The sequence below is a fragment of the Pseudomonas sp. Pc102 genome (genome assembly GCF_018408275.1).
Lineage (GTDB): Bacteria > Pseudomonadota > Gammaproteobacteria > Pseudomonadales > Pseudomonadaceae > Metapseudomonas > Metapseudomonas tohonis.
The window spans coordinates 3546244-3566204 of sequence record NZ_AP021905.1 but is presented as its reverse complement, the minus strand read 5'-3'; the positions used below and the strand labels follow the sequence as shown (position 1 = coordinate 3566204).

Genomic DNA, 19961 nt, shown 5'->3' with positions numbered 1-19961 from the left:
TCTGTCAGTTGATCTGCACCGAACCGCCCTTTATGCGGTGGACCCCGGAGGAGCGGCTGGACAGGTAGGCGCCCTTGATCAGCACCTTGCCTTCGCGGGTCAGGGTGATGCTGGCCTTGCCGCAGCGCAGGACGATCTCGCGCTCGGCCGAGAACTCCAGGCGCTCGCCGTCGATGTGCGCCACCGCCGGCTCCCTGCGGGTCTCCGGCAGGCGCTGGATGCGGCCGATCACCAGGGGCAGGGCGGGGTCGCCGCCGACGAACATCAGCGCCACCTGGGTGCCGATGTCCTCGCGGGCGAGCACCGTGGTGGTGGTCGCGGCGATGCCGGTCTCCGACGGGCAGCCGGGGAAGGCCACCACCGGGCTGGAGGCCTCGGGCACGTCGAGGAGGATGCCGATCACCACGCCGTCGAGGCGGGTGGCGGCGGGGGTGTGGATCTGGACTGTCATGCTCTGTACTCCCTGACCGAGCGCGGGCTCAGTTCTGCAGGATCTTCTGACCCTTGACCACGACGTTGCTGCTGGCCTTGATGTTGATCGCGCCGGAGCCGTCGATGGTGATGTTCTTGCCACGGATGACGATGGTGCCGTCCTTCTTCATGGTGATGCTGGCGGAGCCGGTGACCAGGCTGATGGAGTCGCCGGCGTTGAGCGAGAAGCTCTTGCCGATGTCGACGCTGTCGTTCTGGCCGACGTCGGTGCTGCGGTTCTGGCCGATGCTGCGCGACTCGTTCTTGCCGATGCTGGTGGTCTGGTTGCTGCCGATGTCCACCTGCTCGTTGGCCCCCACGCTCTCGGTGCGGTCGGCGCCGATGGTGATGTTCTCGTTGCTGCCCACGCTTTCGGTGCGGTTGCTGCCGATGGTGATGTTCTCGTTGCTGCCCACGCTCTCGGTGCGGTTGCTGCCGATGGTGATGTTCTCGTTGCTGCCGACCTTCTCGGTGCGGTTGGCGCCGATGGTGATGGTCTCGTTGCTGCCGACGTCCTCGGTGCGGTTGACGCCGATGGTGATCTTCTCGTTGTTGCCGACCTTCTCGGTGCGGTCGACGCCGATGGTGATGGTCTCGTTGTTGTCCACGGTCTCGGTGCGGTCGTGCTTCACGTGCACCGTCTCGTCGTGGTCGATGGTCTTGGTGCGGTCGTGGCCGACCCAGTGGGTCTCGTCGTTCTCGACCTCGATGTCCTGGTTCTTCTCCGCGTGGATGAAGAGCTGTTCCTCGCCCTTCTTGTCCTCCATGCGGATCTCGTTGAAGTTCGCCGGCGTGCCGCCCTTGCTGGAGCGGCTCTTGGTGCCGCTCTGGGTGGCGTTGGCGGGCAGCTCGTAGGGCACGGTCTGCTCCGCGTTGTAGACGCGGCCGGTGATGATCGGGCGGTCGGGGTCGCCCTCGAGGAAGCTGACGATGACTTCCTGGCCGATGCGCGGGATCTGGATATGGCCCCAGTTCTTGCCGGCCCAGGCCTGGGACACACGCATCCAGCACGAGCTGTTCTCGTTGGACTGGTCGTGGCGGTCCCAATAGAAGTGCACCTTCACCCGGCCGTACTGGTCGGTCCAGATCTCCTCGCCCTTGGGGCCGACGACCATGGCGGTCTGCGGGCCCTGGACGATGGGCTTGATGGTGGTCGGCATCGGGCGGAAGGCCTGGGAGGCCTCGATGCAGTCCAGGGCGCTTTCGTACTGCAGCACGCCGCCGGTGGCGCCGCTCTCGTAGCTTTCCTGGCTGATGGAATAGCGGGCGCCGACGATCAGGTATTCGCGGTTCTGGTCGTCGCGCGGGTAGCCGGTCATCTTGAACAGGTGCCCCGAGCCCAGGCCGCGCGCGTTGGTGCGCAGGTGCACGCGCTCGTACTGGGTCTGGATCGCCTCGATGCGGTTGCGTGCGTACTGCTCGCCGTCCTTGCTCTGCACGTACTCGCCCGGGTAGTCGTACAGCGGGTGCTCGGCGTTGCTGTGGGGGCGGGAGACGGTGGAGCGCACCTCCAGGCGCGCGCTGGGGCGCTGGAAGTCGTAGTCGTTGAGCGCCAGGGAGCCGGGCTGCACCTCGCGGGCCAGGTGCCAGTCATAGATGTGGTCGCGCTCACGCATCTGGTCTTCGAGCGGGTAGTAGGGCACGGAGGCGTAGTCGGCCACCGACTTGTGCGCGCCATACGCATCGGAGAGCACCAGCACGTGGCGCTCCTTTTCGTGGCGGAAGTAGTAGTAGATGCCTTCCTGTTCCATCAGGCGGCTGACGAATTCGAAGCTCGTCTCGCGGTACTGCACGCAGTACTCCCACTCGCGGTAGGAGCGTGACAGCGAATCCTCGAAGTCGGAGAAGCCGAGGTCGCGGAACACCTGCTTGATGATGTCCGGCACCGTCTTGTTCTGGAATATGCGGCAGTCGGAGGTGCGTGACAGCAGCCAGAACCAGGGGCGCAGGCTGATCTGGTAGCCGGCGAACTGGCCGGTGCCGGCGGTCTGGCTGCAGCGGCAGGCGATGCCGTGGAAGTAGCGCTGGCTGCCGTCGGGCAGCTCCAGGGAAACGCCCATGGGCTTGCCCAGCAGGGCGTCGAGCTTGATGGCGTAGTTTTCCGAAACCAGGCTCAGCTCGTAGTCGAAGAGCCGCCCCAGTTCCTCATGGCCATCGAGCCGGTCAAGGACCAGGACGTTGGGCCCGAGCGGGCTGCTGACCTTGGCCATGCGGGCCTGTTGTGTGATTGCCATGCTGTCCTTGCCTCGTGTACCACTGGGATCGGAGCGAACCGCCAACGGGCCGGCGCCAGGGGATCGACGCGGGGCGGGCAGGCCGGGATTTCCGGGGAAACCTGGGTCGAAGTATTAGCAGACGACGCTCGTCCCGGGCGCTTTTTCCGATATCCGCGAATCCATTCGGGGTGACGGGAAACAACCTTGCCGATCGGGCGGCAGGATTCTCGCCGGCGATTGTTGTAGTGCAGAGCGGCTCCGCTGTCCAGAGAGCGGATGAGCGAGCGAGCGCCGGCGTCGCCACTTCTGGACGGGGTTCACATTCGCAACGGCCGGGTGGATGAGGCCGGTGCTATGCTCGCCGCCTGCCCGAGCCCTGGAGCCCCCATGAACGACACCCTCGAACGTGCCATCGCGCTGGCCTGCCGTGTGCACGCCGGCCAGCGGGACAAGGCCGGCAAGGTCTATATCCTCCACCCCCTGCGCCTGATGCTGCGCTTCGACGACGCCGAGTCGCAGATGGTCGCGGTGCTCCACGACGTGGTGGAAGACGGAGGCGTAACCCTCGATGACCTGCGCGCCCTCGGCATCCCCGAACCGGTGCTGGCCGCCATCGACTGCCTGAGCAAGCGCGAGGGCGAAGGCTACGAGGCCTTCATCGAGCGCATCCGCCCCAACCCGCTGGCCCGCCGGGTCAAGCTCGCCGACATCCGCGACAACCTCGACGTCTCGCGCCTGCCGCAGCTGGACGACAAGGACCTGGCACGGGTGGCCAAGTACCACCGGGCGTTGCAGGTGCTGGAGGCTCAGGGCTGATCTCGCGATTCCGGGACGAGTTGTAGGAGCGAATTCATTCGCGAAAAGACCTCCAGCACCTATCGCTTCCCATCGCGGACGCAGGGTGACGGTACGGCGGGGCGCTTGCCGCGCCTCGTCATCCCCGCGAACGCGGGGACCCACTGAACGACACGCACATAAATCGAGACCTGGGGCATATCCAGCGGCCTTGCTCCTTGATGTTTGTTTCGCGTTCCCCGAAAATTTTTCGCCTCACCGGTTGTCGAACACGCACCCCCGGGGCGCGGCGAGGTATTCGACGACCCGCTCATGCGCGATACAGACTAGGGAAGGCCTTCAGCAGTGACTCTCTACCGACTCCACGAGGCGGATCTGGATATTCCGGACTCCTGGCAGGACCAGAGCATCAACATCTTCAAGCTGCCCGCCACCGGGCCCGCCAAGGAAGCCAGCTTCGTCATCAGTCGCGACCCCAGCAAGGGCGATGCGCCCTTCGCCGACTACATCGCCCAGCAGGTAGCCAACGCCCGCCAGCAGTTGCCGGGCTTCGCCCTGATCAAGCAGTGGGACATCAACATCCAGGGCTCGCCCGCGGTGCTGCTGGACTACACCTGGCAGCGCGAAGGGCGCCAGCTGATGCTGCGCCAGGTGTTCATCGAACACCGCGCCCTGGTGCTGATCGCCACCCTGACCACCACGCCCCAGGACCTGCCTTACCACGAGCCGGCCTGGAAACAGGCGATGCAGACCTTCAAACCGCTGCCCCCGGCAGCCTGATCCGAGCGCCGCGAGGCGCCCCGCAGCAAGGACGTAGACGTACCTCATGGATGCACAGGCAGCGGCACGCCTAGGCGACGAGATAGCCCACGGATTCGGCGTGGCGGCCATGGTGGCCGGCGCGGTGGCGGGGGCGCTGATCGGCGCGGCGGTGATCGCCGCCACGGCGGCCACCGGCGGCGTGGCCCTGGCGGTGATGGCCGGTTCCATCGCCGGCGGCGGCCTCTCGATGTTCCAGATCCTCAAGGGCCTGAACACCATTTTCAACCTGCCGGAGCCGACGACGGGGGCGTTGATACGGGGCAGCCCGAACGTCTTCATCAACCTCCGTGCCTCCATGCGTGCGGGGGAGGATGCCTCGTCCTCCTGCAGCGGCCTGCCGTGCAACCACCCCATCTGGCCCTTCGAGGTGACCATCGCCGAGGGCAGTGCCACCGTCTACATCAACGGCAAGCCGGCGGCGCGCATCACCAGCAAGATGGTCTGTGGCGCGCATATCAAGAGCGGCAGCGAGAACACCTTCATCGGCGGCCCCACCGAGCGGGTCGCCTTCGTGCTGGACATCGAGGGCTGGATGCACACGGGGCTCGAGGCCCTGGGCCTGGCCGCACTGGGCGTCGGCCTTGTGGTCGCGGCCATGGCCGGCCTGGCCGCGCTGGCCACTACTGTGCTCGTCGGCGGCGCCATCTTCGGCGGCATGGAGCTGCTGGGTGACCTGGGCGACCGCCTGGGCCCCGGCTACCGCGACCTGCTGCAGGGCGTGGCCGGCATGGCGATGCTCGGCCTGGGGCCGAAGATGGCGCGCCTGGGCCGCCCGGCAGCCGAAGTACCCAAGTTCAAGCCGGGTTTCAGCGAGGCGGACATCCTCGCCATTCCCAAGAATTCGCGCCCTCCCGCCACGGATTACCTGACGCCGGAATACGTGTCCCAGCACCTGGGGCAGTTCGACAAGGGCGCCTCGCGCTTCATGACCAAGGCGAACCTCGACAAATACGGGATCGCCCAGCGCGATGGCACCTCGTTCATAATGCCCAAGCACGAAGCCGACCAATTGCTGGCCTCCACCAAGGGCAACAAGCGCGCCATGGAAGAGGCCCTGGGCCTGCCGAAGGACTTCCTCGAAAGCAACAGCCTGGTCCGGGTCGACATTCCGGAGCCGGGCAAGCTCAACCTGCGCATACCGTCGGGCAACGAGGCGGGGGCCAACGAATTCTGGATACCGGGCGGCAAGCTGCCCAATGGCAACACCGAAGCCGTAATCGACGCTGGCAGCATCAGCCCCAGCGAGTTCAACTGGATACCCTTGGATCTATAGAGGTAACGATGAAATTCACCGATTTGTTCGTCAGCCGGGAGTACCGGTTTTCCCTGGGTATCGAAGAAGAGTCGGGGCGCCTGTTCCTGTCCATCCCCGTGAGCAATGGTCTGGTCGACTACGAAGAGTATTACGAGGTCAACAAGGCGACCTTCGACCTGCTCGAGAACGATGTCGAAGCTGCAATCGAATTCGCCCGCCGGTGCAAGAACCGCGAAATGGACGACCTCCTGATAGTCAAGCCGGGCAAGCTTCGCGGTACCGCGATCTAGATGGTTCAGGGTTCGCTTCGTCTCGCCCTGGCCAACGACGAACTGGACCGCTTCCTGGTGGGCGAGCCGTTCTATTTCCTCGAAGCGCGCAGCGACAACGACGAGCCGCAGAACGTGGTCGCCGCCTTCGACCAACGGGTGGTGCCCTATTGGCGCGAGACCCGCGACCCGGCCTTCCCCCAGCGCTTCGTCGCGGCGTTGCTCAAGATCCTCGCCACCTACCCGGACCGCAACCGCGCCATCTACCTGGCCCATGACTGGGTCTGGTACTACCGCTTCTGCCTGGCGAAGAAACGCGCCCAGCCGGAAGGCCCCTATGGCGATCTGTTCGAGGTGGACATGAGCGGGGTGGCGGTGGCCCTGCAACGCCAGCTGGAAGCCAGCAAGGCCGCCCTGCAAGCCGATACCCGCTGGGCCGGCGCCGCCTGGAACAGCCCCGACGGCATGTGGACCCCGCTGCTGCGCACCGCCGTCACCGTGCGCGACAAGCTCGGTGGCCCGGACTTCGTGCCGGCCAATGCCTGAGGGCACCGCCGTTGCCCTTGGGCGAATGAATTCGCCCCTGCACCATCGCCAACCCAGGCGCCGTGCCGTGGCACCTTGGTAGGGTGGATGGCGCTTTTTCCATCCACCAGCGGAGTGGCCGGCGAGCACGCAAGGTGGACCGATGGAGCGGGGTCCACCCTACGCGGCGAGGGCATCGTTGAGCGGCCAGCGGCACCGCATCGCAAGTGAGTTCGATCCTGCAGGGGCGGCCTTGGGATATCGCGGCCCACCCCGTGAACCGAACTCCGCCCGTAGGGTGTGCTGCGCGCACCGAGAACGTCACGCGCACCCCGAAACCCTATGAGCCAAGGCGGGTGGGGCAGCCAGAAGCGCCCTTTTCAGCCTGGCAGGGCGGTCAGGCCTTGGGCGGCGGGAACAGTGCCTTGACCATGGCGTCGATGGTGCCCTTGATGCCCTTGCCCTTGCTCGGAACCTCGCTGGCGACGCCGGAGTTGAGGTCGAGGCGACCGCCGGTGTCGATGGCGCCGTTGCCGCTGGCGTAGAGGTTGAACGCGGTGCCGGAAATGTTGATCTCGCCGCTGGCGTTGAACTCCAGCACGCTCTTGCCGCACACCAGGCGGATCTGCGCGCCGGCCTCGATCAGGTACTGGGTGCTCACGCTGTCGGCCTTGGCGCCGCCCACCATCAGGGTGTCGTTGCGCTTCACCGCGCGGGTGCGGTCCTGGCCGATGCGTGCCAGCTCGTCGTTGTCCACGCTCTTGGTGCGGTTGTGGCCGACCCAGTGGGATTCGTCGTGCTCGACGGCGATGTCCTGGTTGCGTTCGGCATGGATGTACAGCTGCTCGGCGCCCTTCTTGTCCTCCATGCGGATCTCGTTGAAGTTCGCCGGCGTGCCGCCCTTGCTGGAACGGCTCTTGGTGCCGCTCTGGGTGGCGTTGGCGGGCAGTTCGTAGGGCACGGTCTGCTCGGCGTTGTACACGCGGCCGGTGATGATCGGGCGGTCGGGGTCGCCCTCGAGGAAGCTGACGATCACTTCCTGGCCGATGCGCGGGATCTGCACCGAGCCCCAGTTCTTGCCGGCCCAGGCCTGTGATACGCGGATCCAGCAGGAGCTGTTCTCGTTGGACTGGTCATGCCGGTCCCAGTAGAAGTGCACCTTCACCCGGCCGTACTGGTCGGTCCAGATCTCCTCGCCCTTGGGGCCGACGACCATGGCCGTCTGCGGGCCCTGGACGATGGGCTTGATGGTGGTCGGCATCGGGCGGAAGGGCTGGCGCGCCTCGATGCAGTCCAGCGCGCTTTCGAACTGCAACGGGCCGCCGGCGGAGCCGCTCTCGTAGCTCTCCTGGCTGACCTGGTAGCGGGCGCCGACGATCAGGTACTCGCGGTTCTGGTCGGCGCGCGGGTAGCCACTCATCTTGAACAGGTGCCCCGAGCCCAGGCCGCGCGCGTTGGTGCGCAGGTGCACGCGCTCGTACTGGGTCTGGATCGCCTCGATGCGGTTGCGTGCGTACTGCTCGCCATCCTGGCTCTGGGTGTATTCGCCGGGGTAGTCGTACAACGGGAGCTCGGCGTTGCTGTGGGCGCGGCTGACGGTGGAGCGCACCTGGAGGTGGGCGCTGGGGCGCTGGAAGTCGTAGTCGTTGAGCGCCAGGGAGCCGGGCTGCACCTCGCGGGCCAGGTACCAGTCGTAGATGTGGTCGCGCTCGCGCATCTGGTCCGCGAGCGGGTAGAAGGGAACCGTGCCGTAGCCCGCCACCGGCGAGTGGGCGCCATAGGCATCGGAGAGCACCAGCACATGGCGCGATTGCTCGTGGCGGAAGTAGTAATAGATGCCTTCCTGTTCCATCAGGCGGCTGACGAACTCGAAGCTGGTCTCGCGGTACTGGACGCAGTATTCCCACTCGGTGTACGTGCGGGTGAGGGCGTCCTCGAAGTCGGAGAAGCCGAGGTCGCGGAACACCTGCTTGATGATGTCGGGCACCGTCTTGTTCTGGAATATGCGGCAGTCGGAGGTGCGCGACAGCAACCAGAGCCAGGGCTTGAGGCTCACGTGGTAGCCGGCGAACTGGCCGCTGCCGGCAGTCTGGCTGCAGCGGCTGGCGATGCCATGGAAGTAGCGCTGGCTGCCGTCGGGCAGCTCCAGCGAAACGCCCATGGGCTTGCCCAGCAGGGCATCGAGCTGGATCGAGTGATCTTCCGATATCAGGTTCAGCTCGTAGTCGAAGAGCCGTCCCAGCTCCTCATGGCCATCCAGCCTGTCCAGCAGCAATGCATCGCCGCCCAGCGGGCTGCTGACCTTGGCCATGCGTGCCCGTTGCGAAATCGCCATCCCACACGTCCTTAGCGCTGTACGCGTCACTGCCGGGTTCCGACGCGCCGGAACCTTCCACATTCAGGCGGCGCGCCCCGTCGTGGGACGCGCCGCATCGCTTCAATCGAAGCTGTAGGTGAACTCGCCGTTCTCGGCGCCCACCGTCACCTTCTCGACCTTGCGGCCTTCCAGCATGCGGCCGAGGAACTCGCGGGAGAGGTCCGGCAGCATGCTGTTGGTGAGGATGGCGTCGATCTGGCGGCCACCGCTCTCGGTCTCGGTGCAGCGCGAGACCACCAGGTCCACCACCTTGTCGTCGAAGTCGAAGGGCACCTTGTGCGAGGCCTCAACGCGCTTCTTGATGCGGCCCAGCTGCAGACGGGTGATGCTTTTCAGCATCTCGTCGGTCAGCGGGTAATAGGGGATGGTCACCAGGCGGCCGAGCAACGCCGGCGGGAAGATCTTCAGCAGCGGCTCGCGCAGCGACTTGGCGATGCCCTCGGGTTCGGGCATCAGCTCGGGGTCGTTGCACAGGCTGGCGATCAGGTCGGTGCCGGCGTTGGTGGTGAGCAGGATCAGGGTGTTCTTGAAGTCGATCACCCGGCCTTCGCCGTCTTCCATCACGCCCTTGTCGAACACCTGGAAGAAGATCTCGTGCACGTCCGGGTGGGCCTTCTCCACCTCGTCCAGCAGCACCACGCTGTAGGGCTTGCGCCGTACCGCCTCGGTCAGTACGCCGCCCTCGCCGTAGCCGATGTAGCCGGGCGGGGCACCCTTGAGGGTGGAGACGGTGTGCGCTTCCTGGAACTCGCTCATGTTGATGGTGATGACGTTCTGCTCACCGCCGTACATGGCCTCGGCCAGGGCCAGCGCGGTTTCGGTCTTGCCGACGCCCGAGGTGCCCGCGAGCATGAACACGCCGATCGGCTTGCTCGGGTTGTCGAGCCCCGCGCGGGAGGTCTGGATGCGCTTGGCGATCATTTCCAGGGCATGGTCCTGGCCGATGATGCGCTTCTTCAGGTGGGTGCCCAGGTTGAGCACGGTCTCGATCTCGTTGCGCGCCATGCGGCCCACGGGGATGCCGGTCCAGTCGGCGACCACCGAGGCCACGGCCTGGTAGTCCACGGTCGGCAGGATCAGCGGCGTCTCGCCCTGCAGCGCGGTGAGGCGCTGCTGCAGGTCGGCCAGCCTGGTGCGCAGGCCGTTCAGTTCGTCCTCGCTCAGGCCCGGGGCGTCGGCGCCGGCCTCGCGGCTGGTGCCGTCCACCGGCTCGGCGGCGGCGCGCAGGCTGGCACGGGTGGCCAGCAGCTCGTCGACCAGGGCTTTCTCTTCGTTCCAGCGGGACTCCAGCTCGGCCAGGCGGGCGCGCTCCTCGGCCAGCGCGCTGTCGACGTCGGTGCGACGGCTGCCGATGGCGACGCCGATGGCGTGCTCGCGGCCGATGATGGCCAGTTCGGTCTCCAATGCCTCGATGCGGCGGCGGCTGTCGTCCACCTCGGCCGGCACGGCGTGCAGGCTGATGGCGACGCGGGCGCAGGCGGTGTCCAGCAGGCTCACCGACTTGTCCGGCAACTGGCGCGCGGGGATGTAGCGGTGGGACAGCTTCACCGCCGCCTCCAGCGCTTCGTCGAGGATCTGCACCTGGTGGTGTTTCTCCATGGTCGAGGCGACGCCGCGCATCATCAGGATGGCGCGGTGCTCGGAGGGCTCGTCCACCTGCACCACCTGGAAGCGGCGGGTGAGGGCGGGGTCCTTCTCGATGTGCTTCTTGTACTCGGCCCAGGTGGTGGCCGCGACGGTGCGCAGGGTGCCGCGCGCCAGGGCCGGCTTGAGCAGGTTGGCGGCATCGCCCGTGCCGGCGGCGCCACCGGCACCGACCAGGGTGTGGGCTTCGTCGATGAACAGGATGATCGGCTTGGGCGAGCTCTGTACGTCTTCGATCACCTGGCGCAGGCGTTGCTCGAACTCGCCCTTCATGCTGGCGCCGGCCTGCAGCAGGCCCACGTCCAGGGCGCGCAGCTCGACGTCTTTCAGCGAGGGCGGCACGTCGCCGGCGACGATGCGCAGGGCGAAGCCTTCCACCACCGCGGTCTTGCCCACGCCGGCCTCGCCGGTGAGGATCGGGTTGTTCTGGCGGCGACGCATGAGGATGTCCACCAGCTGGCGGATCTCGTCGTCACGGCCGACGATCGGGTCCAGCTTGCCGCTGCGGGCCTGCTCGGTGAGGTCGACGGTGAAGCGCTTGAGGGCTTCCTGCTTGCCCATGGCCGCCGGGGCCATGGCGCCGCTGGCATCGCCCGGGGCGGCACCGGCGTTGAAGCCGTCGGTGGCGGTCAGGGCGTTCTCCGGGGAGTTGCCGACGATCTCGTCGAAGCGCTCGATCAGGGTTTCCACCTTGATCTTGTCGAACTCGCGGGAGATGGCGCTCAGCGCGTGGCGCAGGCTCGGTGTCTTGAGGATGCCGACCACCAGGTAGGCGGTGCGCACCTGGCTTTCGCCGAACATCAGGCTGCCGTAGACCCAGCCGCGCTCCACCGATTCCTCGACATGGGAGGACAGGTCGGTGATCGAGGTCGAGCCACGGGGCAGGCGATCCAGCGCCTCGGTGATGTCCTTGGCCAGGCGAGCCGGCTCGATGTTGAACTGGCGGATGATCTGGTGCAGGTCGGAGTCCTGCAGTTGCAGGATCTGGTGGAACCAGTGCACCAGCTCGACGTAGGGGTTGCCACGCAGCTTGCAGAACACCGTGGCCGCTTCGATCGCCTTGTAGGCGAGGCTGTTCAGCTTCCCGAACAGCTTGGCACGACTGATTTCGCTCATCTTGCTCTCCTTTTCCTGACGGCACGCTTGCAGTGATGGCCGTGTGGTTGGTCCTGTCTGAAGCGCTCCATGCGCTTCGTGTTGTTTTCTATCTGTGGGTAGCGGTGGCGTGCGCTCAGGCGCGCGCCTCCGTACCGTGGTTCAGGTGGCTCACCGCCAGCAGCAGGTCGTCGGCGTCCTCGGCGGGCTTGCCCAGCCAGGTGTTGAGGCCCAGGCGGTCGTTGCCGCCCAGGGTCATGGAGGGGACTTCCTCGCGCTTGAGCACCAGGTTGCTGTCCCAGTCCAGCTCCTCGCCCAGGTACTCGGCGACCCACGCGGCCAGCTCGTGGAACAGCTCGCCGCCGGGCAGGAAACGCTGGTACTGCGAAAGGTCCAGCGGGCCGATGCGGATGCGGAACTTGTGCTGGCGATCCCACACGTGGGTGCCCAGGCACAGGTCCGTGCCCAGGGTGCTGGCCTGGGCGCCGAGGCGGCTGAACTCGGGCAGCTCCAGCCATTGGCCGACGTATTCCTCGATGGCCACGGGGACGCCGAAGAACTCCGCGAGGATGCTGCGCAGGCCATCCGGGTAGCGGGTCTGCGCGGCCAGGTGGCCGGTGAAGTAGTAGCGCGCGGCGTCGTCGATCGGGCCCTGGCCCATCAGGCTCTGCATGCCACGGCCGGAGAGGGCGCCCAGGCGCGGCGACCAGTAGTCGTCGGCGGGGCGGTCCTGGCTCACGGTCGGGCGCGCTTCGGCCCAGGCGCGGTAGAACAGGGTCAGCAGGCGATGGTTGAAGACGTCGAGGAAGCGCTTGAAGGTGGCGTCGGCGTTGTTGCGCTGGCGCTCGCGGGCGTATTCGGTCAGGTGCAGCGGCAGCGGGCCGTTGGGGCCGGTGAGGCCGAAGAAGTACTGCTCGATGCGCGGGGTGCCGTCGGGGTTGTGCTCGACGCTGGCCAGGGTCGAGGGGGCGAAACCGCAGTCGGGCTTCTGCCCCAGGCGCAGCGGGTCATCGGCCAGGCGCACGGAATGCCCCAGGCGCGGGCGCTCGGGGAATTCGCACTCGATGCGGCGCAGCGCCTGGAAGAAGTCGTAGTTCCAGGGCGCGGTCTCCATGGCCGCGAGGGTGCTCACAGATTCGGACGGCGTCCGGGCTTCGCCCGCCATCGCATCACCTCGCCCCGTTCAGTGGTCCGCATCACCGTCTCGGTGAAGCTGTTGATCGACACATAGCGTGTCAGGAAGCGCTCCAGCACCGCGCCCAGGAGAAACACACCGGTGCCGCGGAAGGCGTTCTCGTCGAACTCCAGGCCGATTTCCAGGCCACGACCGAAGACGATGGGGCCGGGCATCGGCAGGCGCCGCGTGCAGGGTTTGCTGGTGACCTGGCGCAGGCCTTCGATCTGCATCTGCAGCGCCGGGTCGGTGGGGTCGCCGTACAGGCGCAGCAGTTCGCGCAGCGCGGCGGCACCCTGGCCTTCCTGGCTCAGCGACAGGTAGTTGAGCGACAGCTGGCTGATCAGCCGCCAGGCGCTGGCGTCGTGGGCGCGGCTGGCGCGTGGGCGGCTCGGGCCGGCCAGGCAGCGCACGGACAGCACCGGGGCACTGTCTTCCAGCGTGAAGTCGCTGCGGCCGTTGCCCACCGGCATGAACAGCGGCAGGTCGCGGTTGGTGCACAGCGCGCCGATGCCCAGCTGGCGAAGGTCATGGCGGTAGGGCGCCTGGTTGGCATCCACCAGGGACACGAAGGTCTCGCTGCCGATGTAGGTGGAACGCGGGCCCTTGCGGCGCTGCTTGCTGGAGAGCACGCGGGGCTCGCGGCGCACCGTGTACCAGGCCTGCTCGCGGCCGTAGCGCGAGGGGTCGCGCACGGCATAGAAGGGCTGGAACGGCTGCTCGGGGCCGGCGCCGTGGCCGCTGACCTCGGTGAGCGAATGCACTTCGAAGTCCAGCGGGCGGGTGCGGTCGACGATCACCTGGTGCTCGTGCACGCGGTCGCTCAGGTGGATGCGGTCGGCGCGTCGCGGAAACAGGTTCACCGCCGGTGTGCAGAACAGCTTGAACTGATCGTTGCCGATGCTGCCTTCCAGGCTCTGATCGAGGCGGTTGAACAGCACGATGACGTCGAGTTCCTGCCCGGCGCAGCGCTGCACGGGGCGGCGCAGGTTGGCGATGTCGATGAAGAGGAAGCGGTTGGGCAGGGCGAAGTATTCCTGCAGCAGGCGGTAGCCCTGGAAGGCGCGGGGCACCACCGGCAGGACCGCGTCCTCGTCATCGAAGCCGCGCGGGCGCAGGCTCTCCGGCGGCAGGCGCTCGACCCAGTCGCCACCAGGGGCTTGGACGAACACGGCGCAGGCGTTGCCCAGCAACTGTTCGTAGAGGCGGAAGGGTTGCTCGTCGGCGCCGTGCAGGTAGAACGAAAGGCTCTCCAGGGGCAGGGCGCTGAAGGGCAGTCCGGCGCCGGTGCGCAGGCGCAGGCGCAGCGCGGCCTTGGCCGTGGGTTCGGAGGCGGCGAGGCGACCGAGCACCGAAGCGGGGTTGCCGAAGTATTCGACCTTGGTCACTTCCAGCGGCCACAGCGTCACCGGCTGGGAGGTGCGGTACTCGCAGGCGGTCTGCTCGTCGGTGCCCAGCAATCCGCGCAGGGAGGCGTTGCGCTCCACGGTGAAGCCACTGGCCAGCGAGCCCTCGTTGGGGTCGGACTGAAGCTGCACCACGGTCATCGACGGCGTCGGCGCCAGGTACTGCGGGTAGGCGATCTCCAGCAGGTTGTGGGTGAAGGTCGGGTACTCGGCGTCGAGTTTCAGCTGCACCCGCGCAGTGAGGTAGGCGAAGCCTTCCAGCAGGCGCTCGACGTAGGGGTCGGCGCAGTCGATGCCGGAGAGGGTCAGGCGGCTGGCGATCTTGGGGTATTCGCCGGCGAATTCCGCCGCGCTCTCGCGAATGTGCTGCAACTCCTGGTTGTAGTACTCGAGCATCCGCGGGTTCATTTGTTGCGCTTCCGCAGGTGGTCGGCGGGGACGATCTGCACGTGTCCGGTCTCCAGGTCCAGGTCGGTGGTGAGGAGCATGCGCAGGGGCACGGGCTCGGCCCAGAGGTCGCCTTCGATCTCGAAGGACAGGGCGTTGTGGTTCATCTGGTCGGCTGCCAGCTGGGCGCGGACGCGCAAGGTGGATCGGATGATGCGCGGCTCGTAGTCGGCGATGGTCTCGGTGAGCAGGGCCTCGATGGCCTGCACGTCGACGCTGGAGGCGGTGTGCCCGGCCAGCGGCGGCAGGCCGTAGTTGACCACCGAGTTGCCGGCCTGGATCTCGCCGGAGGTCTCGCTGTCGAGCGGCGCGATGGTGTTGAACAGCCAGGCCAGGTCGCGCAGGACGGACGCCTTGAGCTGGGACAGGGAGAGCACGCGCTTGTCGACGCTCTCCTTGGCGTTGCTCGGGTCCTCGTCGGTCAACCGGTCCAGGAGGGAGGGTTGCAGACGTTCCTGCAGCGTCAGCTCGGCCATGCTCAGGCCTCCGGATGCCCGAAGGCGAGGCTGCGCAACTCGAACAGCGCGGTGTCGCCCTGGTCGGTGACGAACAGGCGCTGGCCGAGGGGGCGGCCGTCTTCCAGGAAATCGGTCTTGCGGCCCAGGCGGATGGCGCCGTCGGCGTCGTCCTGGCTGCCCGGGTAGCGGCTGGGGATCAGGCCCACGGTGGCACCGCCGTTGACCAGGGTGACTTCCACCGGCAGCCAGACCAGGTCGCGCAGGTCGGTGGGTGCCTCGGTGACCAGGCTCTGGATGTTGTGCATCGGCAGCCACACGTAGCGGCCATTGACGATGAGCTCGAGCACCGGGCCCAGCCGTGGGTCGGCGTCGGCGAACCATTCGAAGGGCTGCTCGTTGAGGGTGCCGGCCACGGCGGGCGCGGCTTCGAAGGCGGCATCGCGCAGGGCCTGCGCGGCCTCGTGCTGGCCGTCGGCATCATGCTTGAGCGCCTGGATCAGCGGCGCCACCCACTCGGCGGGCTCGCCCAGCACCACGGGCGTCAGGCGGCCCGCGAACACCTCGGCGCGTAGGGCCTCGCACTCCAGGGCGGTGCGGTAGGTCTGCACCATCGCCAGGGTGCTGGCATCCAGCTCGCCGGCGACCTTCAACTGGTTCTGCGCGCGGCTCCACTGGCCGAGCACCGCCAGCAGCTGGAACAGGAAGACCCGCAGCTCGGCGTTGGAAGGTTGGGCACGCACCTGGTCCTGCAAGGATTTCAGGGCTTCGTCGGCGCGTCCTGCGCGCAGTAGTTCTTCGGCGGTCATGGTCGTCCTGCCTGCAGCCGGGCTGCGCGAAGGGAGGGGAGGGAGGGGCTCGGTGTGGCGCTCTCCGCTGGGGCCCGCCCGGGGCTCCACTGGGCAGCGTCACGGGCAACCGACGGGGTGACGGCCGCTGCGTGTTTATCGGGGGTGGGTCTGGCCATGGTCGGTCCGCAGGAGGGTGGGGGTGGAACGCATCCGGGCCCGCTTGCGCAGGCCCGGATGGGAGAGCATCAGATCTTGACGTTCTCGCGGATGTTCCAGCCGTACTTGACCGGGCCGCCGTCTTTGGCGCCGTCGGCTTTCTGCGGCTGGTAGTCGACCTGGACCTGGGCGAAGTTCAGGCTGACGTTCTCGGTCAGGCGATCCTCGCCACCGCTGCCACCGGTGCTCACGGAGGAGATCAGCACTTCTTTCATGGTGATGATCAGGTACTCGACCGGCGACTCACCGCCAGCCTTGCGGATGGTCAGCTTGGCTTCCGGGTAGTGCTTGCCGCTGGAGCAGGCCATCATCAGGTTCGGGGACGACTTGTCGATGTACTTGGTCAGCGACAGGTCCTGCACGCTCACCTTGCCGGCGCCGCCGCCACCGCCCTGGTGCATGTTGCCGGACTGGGACATGCCCCAGCTCCAGGCCAGCACGTCGATTTCCTTGCCGTGGGTCTTGTCGGCGGACTCACCTTCGACGTCGCCGATCTTGATGAACATATCTACAGCCATGTTTCCTCCTTCGTGGCTTTCGCCACCTTGTCAGACGCGCCCGCCACCTGGCAGGCGCTTAAAGTGACGCGCCTCAGGCCCCCTTGGCCGAAGGCAGCTTGGATACCAGGCGCAGCGACACGGTCAGCCCTTCGAGCTGGTAGTGCGGGCGCAGGTAGAACTTCGAGCTGTAATAGCCCGGGTTGCCCTCGATCTCCTCGACCACCACTTCGGCGGCTGCCAGCGGGTGCTGCGCCTTGGTGGTCTCGGTGGAGTGAGCGGGGTCGCCGTCGACGTAGTTGAGGATCCAGTCCTGCAGCCAGCGCTGCATGTCGTCCTTCTCCTTGAACGAGCCGATCTTGTCGCGAACGATGCACTTGAGGTAATGCGCGAAGCGGCAGGTGGCGAACAGGTACGGCAGGCGCGCGGCCAGGTTGGCGTTGGCCGTGGCGTCCGGGTCGTCGTACTCGGCCGGCTTCTGCAGCGACTGGGCGCCGATGAAGGCCGCCAGGTCGGTGTTCTTCTTGTGCAGCAGCGGCATGAAGCCGTTCTTCGCAAGCTCGGCCTCGCGGCGGTCGGAGATGGCGATCTCGGTCGGGCACTTCATGTCCACGCCACCGTCGTCGGTGGGGAAGGTGTGCGCCGGCAGGTTCGGCACCTCGCCGCCGGACTCCACGCCGCGGATGCGCGAGCACCAGCCGTAGAGCTTGAACGAGCGGTTGATGTTGACCGCCATGGCGTAGGCCGAGTTCGCCCAGGTGTACTTGCTGCTGTCGGCGCCGGCGGTGTCTTCCTCGAAGGCGAACTCTTCCACCGGGTCGGTCTTGGCGCCGTAGGGCTGGCGGGCCAGGAAGCGCGGCATGGTCAGGCCGATGTAGCGCGCGTCGTCGGACTCGCGCAGCGAACGCCAGCCGGCGTATTCCGGGGTGGTGAAGATCTTGGTCAGGTCACGCGGGTTGGACAGCTCCTGCCAGGAACCCATGCCCATCACGGTGGGGGAGGCGGCGGAGATGAAGGGCGCGTGCATGGCGGCGGAGACCTTGGCGATCTCGCCCAGGAGCTCCACGTCCGGCGGCGACTGGTCGAAGTAGTAGTCGCCCACCAGGCAGCCGTAGGGCTCGCCACCGAACTGGCCGTATTCCTCTTCGTAGAGCTTCTTGAAGATCGGGCTCTGGTCCCAGGCGGTGCCCTTGAACTTCTTCAGGGTCTTGTGCAGCTCGCCCTTGGAGATGTTCAGCACGCGGATCTTCAGTTGCTCGTCGGTCTCGGTGTTGTTTACGAGGTAGTGCAGGCCACGCCAGGCGCTTTCCAGTTGCTGGAAGTCCGGGTGGTGCATGATCAGGTTGACCTGCTCGGTGAGCTTGGCGTCGATCGCAGCGATGATCGATTCGATCGACTTGATCGCATCGTTGGAGATCAGGCTGGTCTGCTGCAGCGCATGCTCGGCGAGGGTGCGCACGGCGGTTTCCACCGCTTCACGGGCGCGATCGGTCTTGGGTTTGAACTCCTGCAGCAGCAGGGAGGCGAACTCGCTGGTCTGCTCGGTCGCTTCGCCGGCCTGGGGCGCGGCGTCGGTCATCAACTCGGCCATCTGGGTGTCCTCTTAAGCTTGCGGCTCGTTGTCTTGCGGCTTCGGCGCGCTGGCCAGCGCCTGCAGCAGGGCCGGGTCCTTGATCGCTTTCATGATCAGCTCTTCGGCGCCGGTCTTGCCGTCCATGTAGGTCAGCAGGTTGGCGAGCTGGGTGCGGGCTTCGAGCAGCTGGTTCAGCGAGTCGACCTTGCGCGCCACGGCGGCGGGGCTGAAGTCGTCCATGCTCTCGAAGGTGATGTCCAGGGACAGGTTGCCGTCGCCGGTCAGGGCGTTGGGCACGTTGAACGCGACGCGCGGCTTCATGGCCTTGAGGCGCGAGTCGAAGTTGTCGACGTCGATCTCCAGGAACTTGCGGTCGGCCACGGCGGCCTGGGGCTCGGCCGGCTTGCCGGCGAGGTCGGCCATGACGCCCATGACGAAGGGCAACTGCACCTTCTTCTCGGCGCCGTAGAGTTCCACGTCGTACTCGATCTGGACGCGGGGCGCGCGGTTGCGTGCGATGAATTTCTGACTGCTGGTGCTACCCATGGTGCTCCTCCTTCGCTGCCTGTGCGGCTGTGTTGGCGTCATCGGCCGCTAGCCGGTAACGGATGCGTGAACCCGCTTCGAATGTGCCGTGCACTTATTCGGACTCGGGGCCCCGCAAATTCTCGAACTGGGACATTCCATCCGGGATCAGGTTGCGCACGATCGCCGCGAAATCGGCCGTCACCAGGGTCTTGGCACGCTTGAGCAGGATCGGCACCGGGCTCGATGGCTCCTGGCGCGCGTAGTACTCGAGGATGCGATCCAGGGTCTTGAGCACGTCGTCGCGGTTGGCCACCTCGCCCGAAATGCGCGGCGTGGCGCGGGCGGCCGGCGCGGAGCCCGGGGCGTCGGCGTCCGTGGCGGTGTCGTCACCTGCAGCGGGCTCGTCGGCGCCGGCGGCATCGCCGGGAGCCTGGTCCTTGTGGATCTGCAGGGCGTGGCGCAGCAACTGCTTGAGCGCGCCGAGGTCGGCGCTCTGGGCCGAGCCCACGCGATCGGAAAGGGTCGACTCGATGGTGGCCAGGGCGGCCTGGGCATCGGTCAGGGCGTTGCGGGTACTTGCGAGAAGCGCGTCATCGCTGTCGCGGAAGGCACCTTGCAGCTGCTCGGCCGTCAGCGTCTCGCTGGGGAAGCGCTGCAGGTCGAGGGCGTTGAGGGCGGCACGCACGCTCACCGAGCCGAAGGCCCGCGAGCTGGTCAGGCTGCTTTCGCGCAGCAGTTGTATCACCGGTTCCGCCGCCAGCCCGGTGAGGGCGTTGATGCGGAAGGTGGGGTCGTTGTCATCGTCGGCATCGAGCTGCGGGTAGAGGCCGTCCCAGAACTGGGTCAGCAGCTCGCGCACCAGGATCAGGCCCTGGGCGAGTCCCGGAATCCCTTCGAGGGCCAGGTTGCTCTGCAGGAAATAGTTGGCGATGCGCAGGTCCTTGCTGCGCTGCAGCAGCTCGCTGGAGAGCTCGCGGACATCGCGCCACACAGGGGGTTCGGCAGGTAGTACGGAGTCGCCCATCTGGCGCTCGGGCTGGCCTTGGGCAATACGCTCGAGCTCGAGATACGCAGCGTCGTATTCGAGGTCATCACCACAGGGCGATTCAGCGGAAACAGGGGATAGCAAACGCGACACATCCACCACGGTGGGTGTTCTCCTTGTCAGGCCTCAGAGGGAAGGCAAGCTGTATTCAGAGTGAACGTACGGCCTGATCACAGTCCTTTGGATCAACGTTCCGATGACGCCAATTTCATGGCTTCATCCGCTGCAACTCTTTTCCATTCTTGGGGTCGTATTTCACCCTTGTCAAGACAATCCCAGAGCACAAACGACAGATGTGCACCAGTCCACGCTAGCCTCTTTCGGCTGTCATTTTTGTCTTTTTTCGATCTAAGATATTTC

At 66.7% G+C, this 19961-nt stretch carries 17 protein-coding genes; 5 read left to right on the top strand and 12 right to left on the bottom strand.

Annotated elements, in window-relative coordinates; translation table 11 throughout:
- Positions 1-4: 4 nt before the first annotated feature.
- Positions 5-451: a DUF6484 domain-containing protein gene (locus tag PHLH3_RS16380; RefSeq protein WP_173178647.1), complete on the bottom strand. Its 447-nt coding sequence runs from the start codon at positions 449-451 to the stop codon at positions 5-7.
- Between the two features lie 28 nt (positions 452-479).
- Entirely contained in the window at positions 480-2705 is a 2226-nt protein-coding gene (gene tssI / locus PHLH3_RS16375) for a type VI secretion system tip protein VgrG (protein WP_175384257.1), read from the bottom strand.
- 369 nt (positions 2706-3074) lie between these two features.
- On the opposite strand from tssI, the gene PHLH3_RS16370 reads away from it, so the two are divergent.
- From PHLH3_RS16370 to PHLH3_RS16350, 5 genes are all read left to right on the top strand, one after another.
- Positions 3075-3503 carry a GTP pyrophosphokinase gene (locus tag PHLH3_RS16370; protein WP_213624942.1) on the top strand — a complete coding sequence of 143 codons (429 nt, stop codon included), beginning with the start codon at positions 3075-3077 and terminating at the stop codon, positions 3501-3503.
- 324 nt (positions 3504-3827) lie between these two features.
- Complete coding sequence (locus PHLH3_RS16365) at positions 3828-4262, top strand: DcrB-related protein (protein WP_213624941.1); 435 nt, start codon at positions 3828-3830, stop codon at positions 4260-4262.
- Between the two features lie 46 nt (positions 4263-4308).
- The gene (locus tag PHLH3_RS16360) at positions 4309-5577 is read left to right on the top strand and encodes a PAAR domain-containing protein (RefSeq protein WP_213624940.1); all 1269 of its coding nucleotides are present in this window, start codon (positions 4309-4311) and stop codon (positions 5575-5577) included.
- Positions 5578-5585: 8 nt separating this feature from the next.
- Positions 5586-5849, top strand: a complete 264-nt coding sequence (locus PHLH3_RS16355; protein ID WP_111264326.1) for a hypothetical protein — start codon at positions 5586-5588, stop codon at positions 5847-5849.
- A complete protein-coding gene (locus tag PHLH3_RS16350; RefSeq protein ID WP_213624939.1) occupies positions 5850-6374 on the top strand; it encodes a hypothetical protein in 525 nt (174 codons plus the stop codon).
- A 376-nt stretch (positions 6375-6750) separates the two neighbouring features.
- Here the strand turns inward: PHLH3_RS16350 and PHLH3_RS16345 are convergent, their stop codons facing one another.
- From PHLH3_RS16345 to tssA, 10 genes are all read right to left on the bottom strand, one after another.
- A complete protein-coding gene (locus PHLH3_RS16345; protein ID WP_213624938.1) occupies positions 6751-8688 on the bottom strand; it encodes a type VI secretion system tip protein VgrG in 1938 nt (645 codons plus the stop codon).
- Positions 8689-8790: 102 nt separating this feature from the next.
- Positions 8791-11490 carry a type VI secretion system ATPase TssH gene (gene tssH / locus PHLH3_RS16340; protein WP_213624937.1) on the bottom strand — a complete coding sequence of 900 codons (2700 nt, stop codon included), beginning with the start codon at positions 11488-11490 and terminating at the stop codon, positions 8791-8793.
- A gap of 115 nt (positions 11491-11605) precedes the next feature.
- On the bottom strand, positions 11606-12634 hold the full coding sequence (gene tssG / locus PHLH3_RS16335) for a type VI secretion system baseplate subunit TssG (RefSeq protein ID WP_213624936.1): 1029 nt from the start codon (positions 12632-12634) through the stop codon (positions 11606-11608).
- A complete protein-coding gene (gene tssF / locus PHLH3_RS16330) occupies positions 12598-14457 on the bottom strand; it encodes a type VI secretion system baseplate subunit TssF (RefSeq protein WP_213624935.1) in 1860 nt (619 codons plus the stop codon). Before tssF ends, tssG begins: the two co-directional genes overlap by 37 nt.
- On the bottom strand, positions 14454-14972 hold the full coding sequence (tssE, locus tag PHLH3_RS16325; protein WP_213624934.1) for a type VI secretion system baseplate subunit TssE: 519 nt from the start codon (positions 14970-14972) through the stop codon (positions 14454-14456). The genes tssF and tssE overlap by 4 nt, the downstream gene beginning before the upstream one ends.
- A 2-nt stretch (positions 14973-14974) precedes the next feature.
- Positions 14975-15760, bottom strand: a complete 786-nt coding sequence (locus PHLH3_RS16320) for a type VI secretion system accessory protein TagJ (RefSeq protein ID WP_213624933.1) — start codon at positions 15758-15760, stop codon at positions 14975-14977.
- 227 nt (positions 15761-15987) lie between these two features.
- A complete protein-coding gene (locus PHLH3_RS16315) occupies positions 15988-16476 on the bottom strand; it encodes a type VI secretion system tube protein Hcp (RefSeq protein ID WP_111264318.1) in 489 nt (162 codons plus the stop codon).
- Between the two features lie 73 nt (positions 16477-16549).
- Positions 16550-18046 (bottom strand): type VI secretion system contractile sheath large subunit, encoded by a 1497-nt coding sequence (tssC, locus tag PHLH3_RS16310; RefSeq protein WP_111264317.1) that lies wholly within the window; start codon positions 18044-18046, stop codon positions 16550-16552.
- Between the two features lie 12 nt (positions 18047-18058).
- The gene (tssB, locus tag PHLH3_RS16305; protein WP_111264316.1) at positions 18059-18574 is read right to left on the bottom strand and encodes a type VI secretion system contractile sheath small subunit; all 516 of its coding nucleotides are present in this window, start codon (positions 18572-18574) and stop codon (positions 18059-18061) included.
- A 94-nt stretch (positions 18575-18668) separates the two neighbouring features.
- Positions 18669-19703: a type VI secretion system protein TssA gene (tssA, locus tag PHLH3_RS16300; protein ID WP_213624932.1), complete on the bottom strand. Its 1035-nt coding sequence runs from the start codon at positions 19701-19703 to the stop codon at positions 18669-18671.
- Between the last annotated feature and the right edge of the window lie 258 nt (positions 19704-19961).

Bases quoted from the DNA above. Each gene is read 5' to 3' on its own strand.
- PHLH3_RS16380 (WP_173178647.1), bottom strand. From the start codon at position 451: ATGACAGTCCAGATCCACACCCCCGCCGCCACCCGCCTCGACGGCGTG.
- tssI (WP_175384257.1), bottom strand. From the start codon at position 2,705: ATGGCAATCACACAACAGGCCCGCATGGCCAAGGTCAGCAGCCCGCTC.
- PHLH3_RS16370 (WP_213624942.1), top strand. From the start codon at position 3,075: ATGAACGACACCCTCGAACGTGCCATCGCGCTGGCCTGCCGTGTGCAC.
- PHLH3_RS16360 (WP_213624940.1), top strand. From the start codon at position 4,309: ATGGATGCACAGGCAGCGGCACGCCTAGGCGACGAGATAGCCCACGGA.
- PHLH3_RS16355 (WP_111264326.1), top strand. From the start codon at position 5,586: ATGAAATTCACCGATTTGTTCGTCAGCCGGGAGTACCGGTTTTCCCTG.
- PHLH3_RS16350 (WP_213624939.1), top strand. From the start codon at position 5,850: ATGGTTCAGGGTTCGCTTCGTCTCGCCCTGGCCAACGACGAACTGGAC.
- PHLH3_RS16345 (WP_213624938.1), bottom strand. From the start codon at position 8,688: ATGGCGATTTCGCAACGGGCACGCATGGCCAAGGTCAGCAGCCCGCTG.
- tssH (WP_213624937.1), bottom strand. From the start codon at position 11,490: ATGAGCGAAATCAGTCGTGCCAAGCTGTTCGGGAAGCTGAACAGCCTC.
- tssG (WP_213624936.1), bottom strand. From the start codon at position 12,634: ATGGCGGGCGAAGCCCGGACGCCGTCCGAATCTGTGAGCACCCTCGCG.
- tssF (WP_213624935.1), bottom strand. From the start codon at position 14,457: ATGAACCCGCGGATGCTCGAGTACTACAACCAGGAGTTGCAGCACATT.
- tssE (WP_213624934.1), bottom strand. From the start codon at position 14,972: ATGGCCGAGCTGACGCTGCAGGAACGTCTGCAACCCTCCCTCCTGGAC.
- PHLH3_RS16320 (WP_213624933.1), bottom strand. From the start codon at position 15,760: ATGACCGCCGAAGAACTACTGCGCGCAGGACGCGCCGACGAAGCCCTG.
- PHLH3_RS16315 (WP_111264318.1), bottom strand. From the start codon at position 16,476: ATGGCTGTAGATATGTTCATCAAGATCGGCGACGTCGAAGGTGAGTCC.
- tssC (WP_111264317.1), bottom strand. From the start codon at position 18,046: ATGGCCGAGTTGATGACCGACGCCGCGCCCCAGGCCGGCGAAGCGACC.
- tssB (WP_111264316.1), bottom strand. From the start codon at position 18,574: ATGGGTAGCACCAGCAGTCAGAAATTCATCGCACGCAACCGCGCGCCC.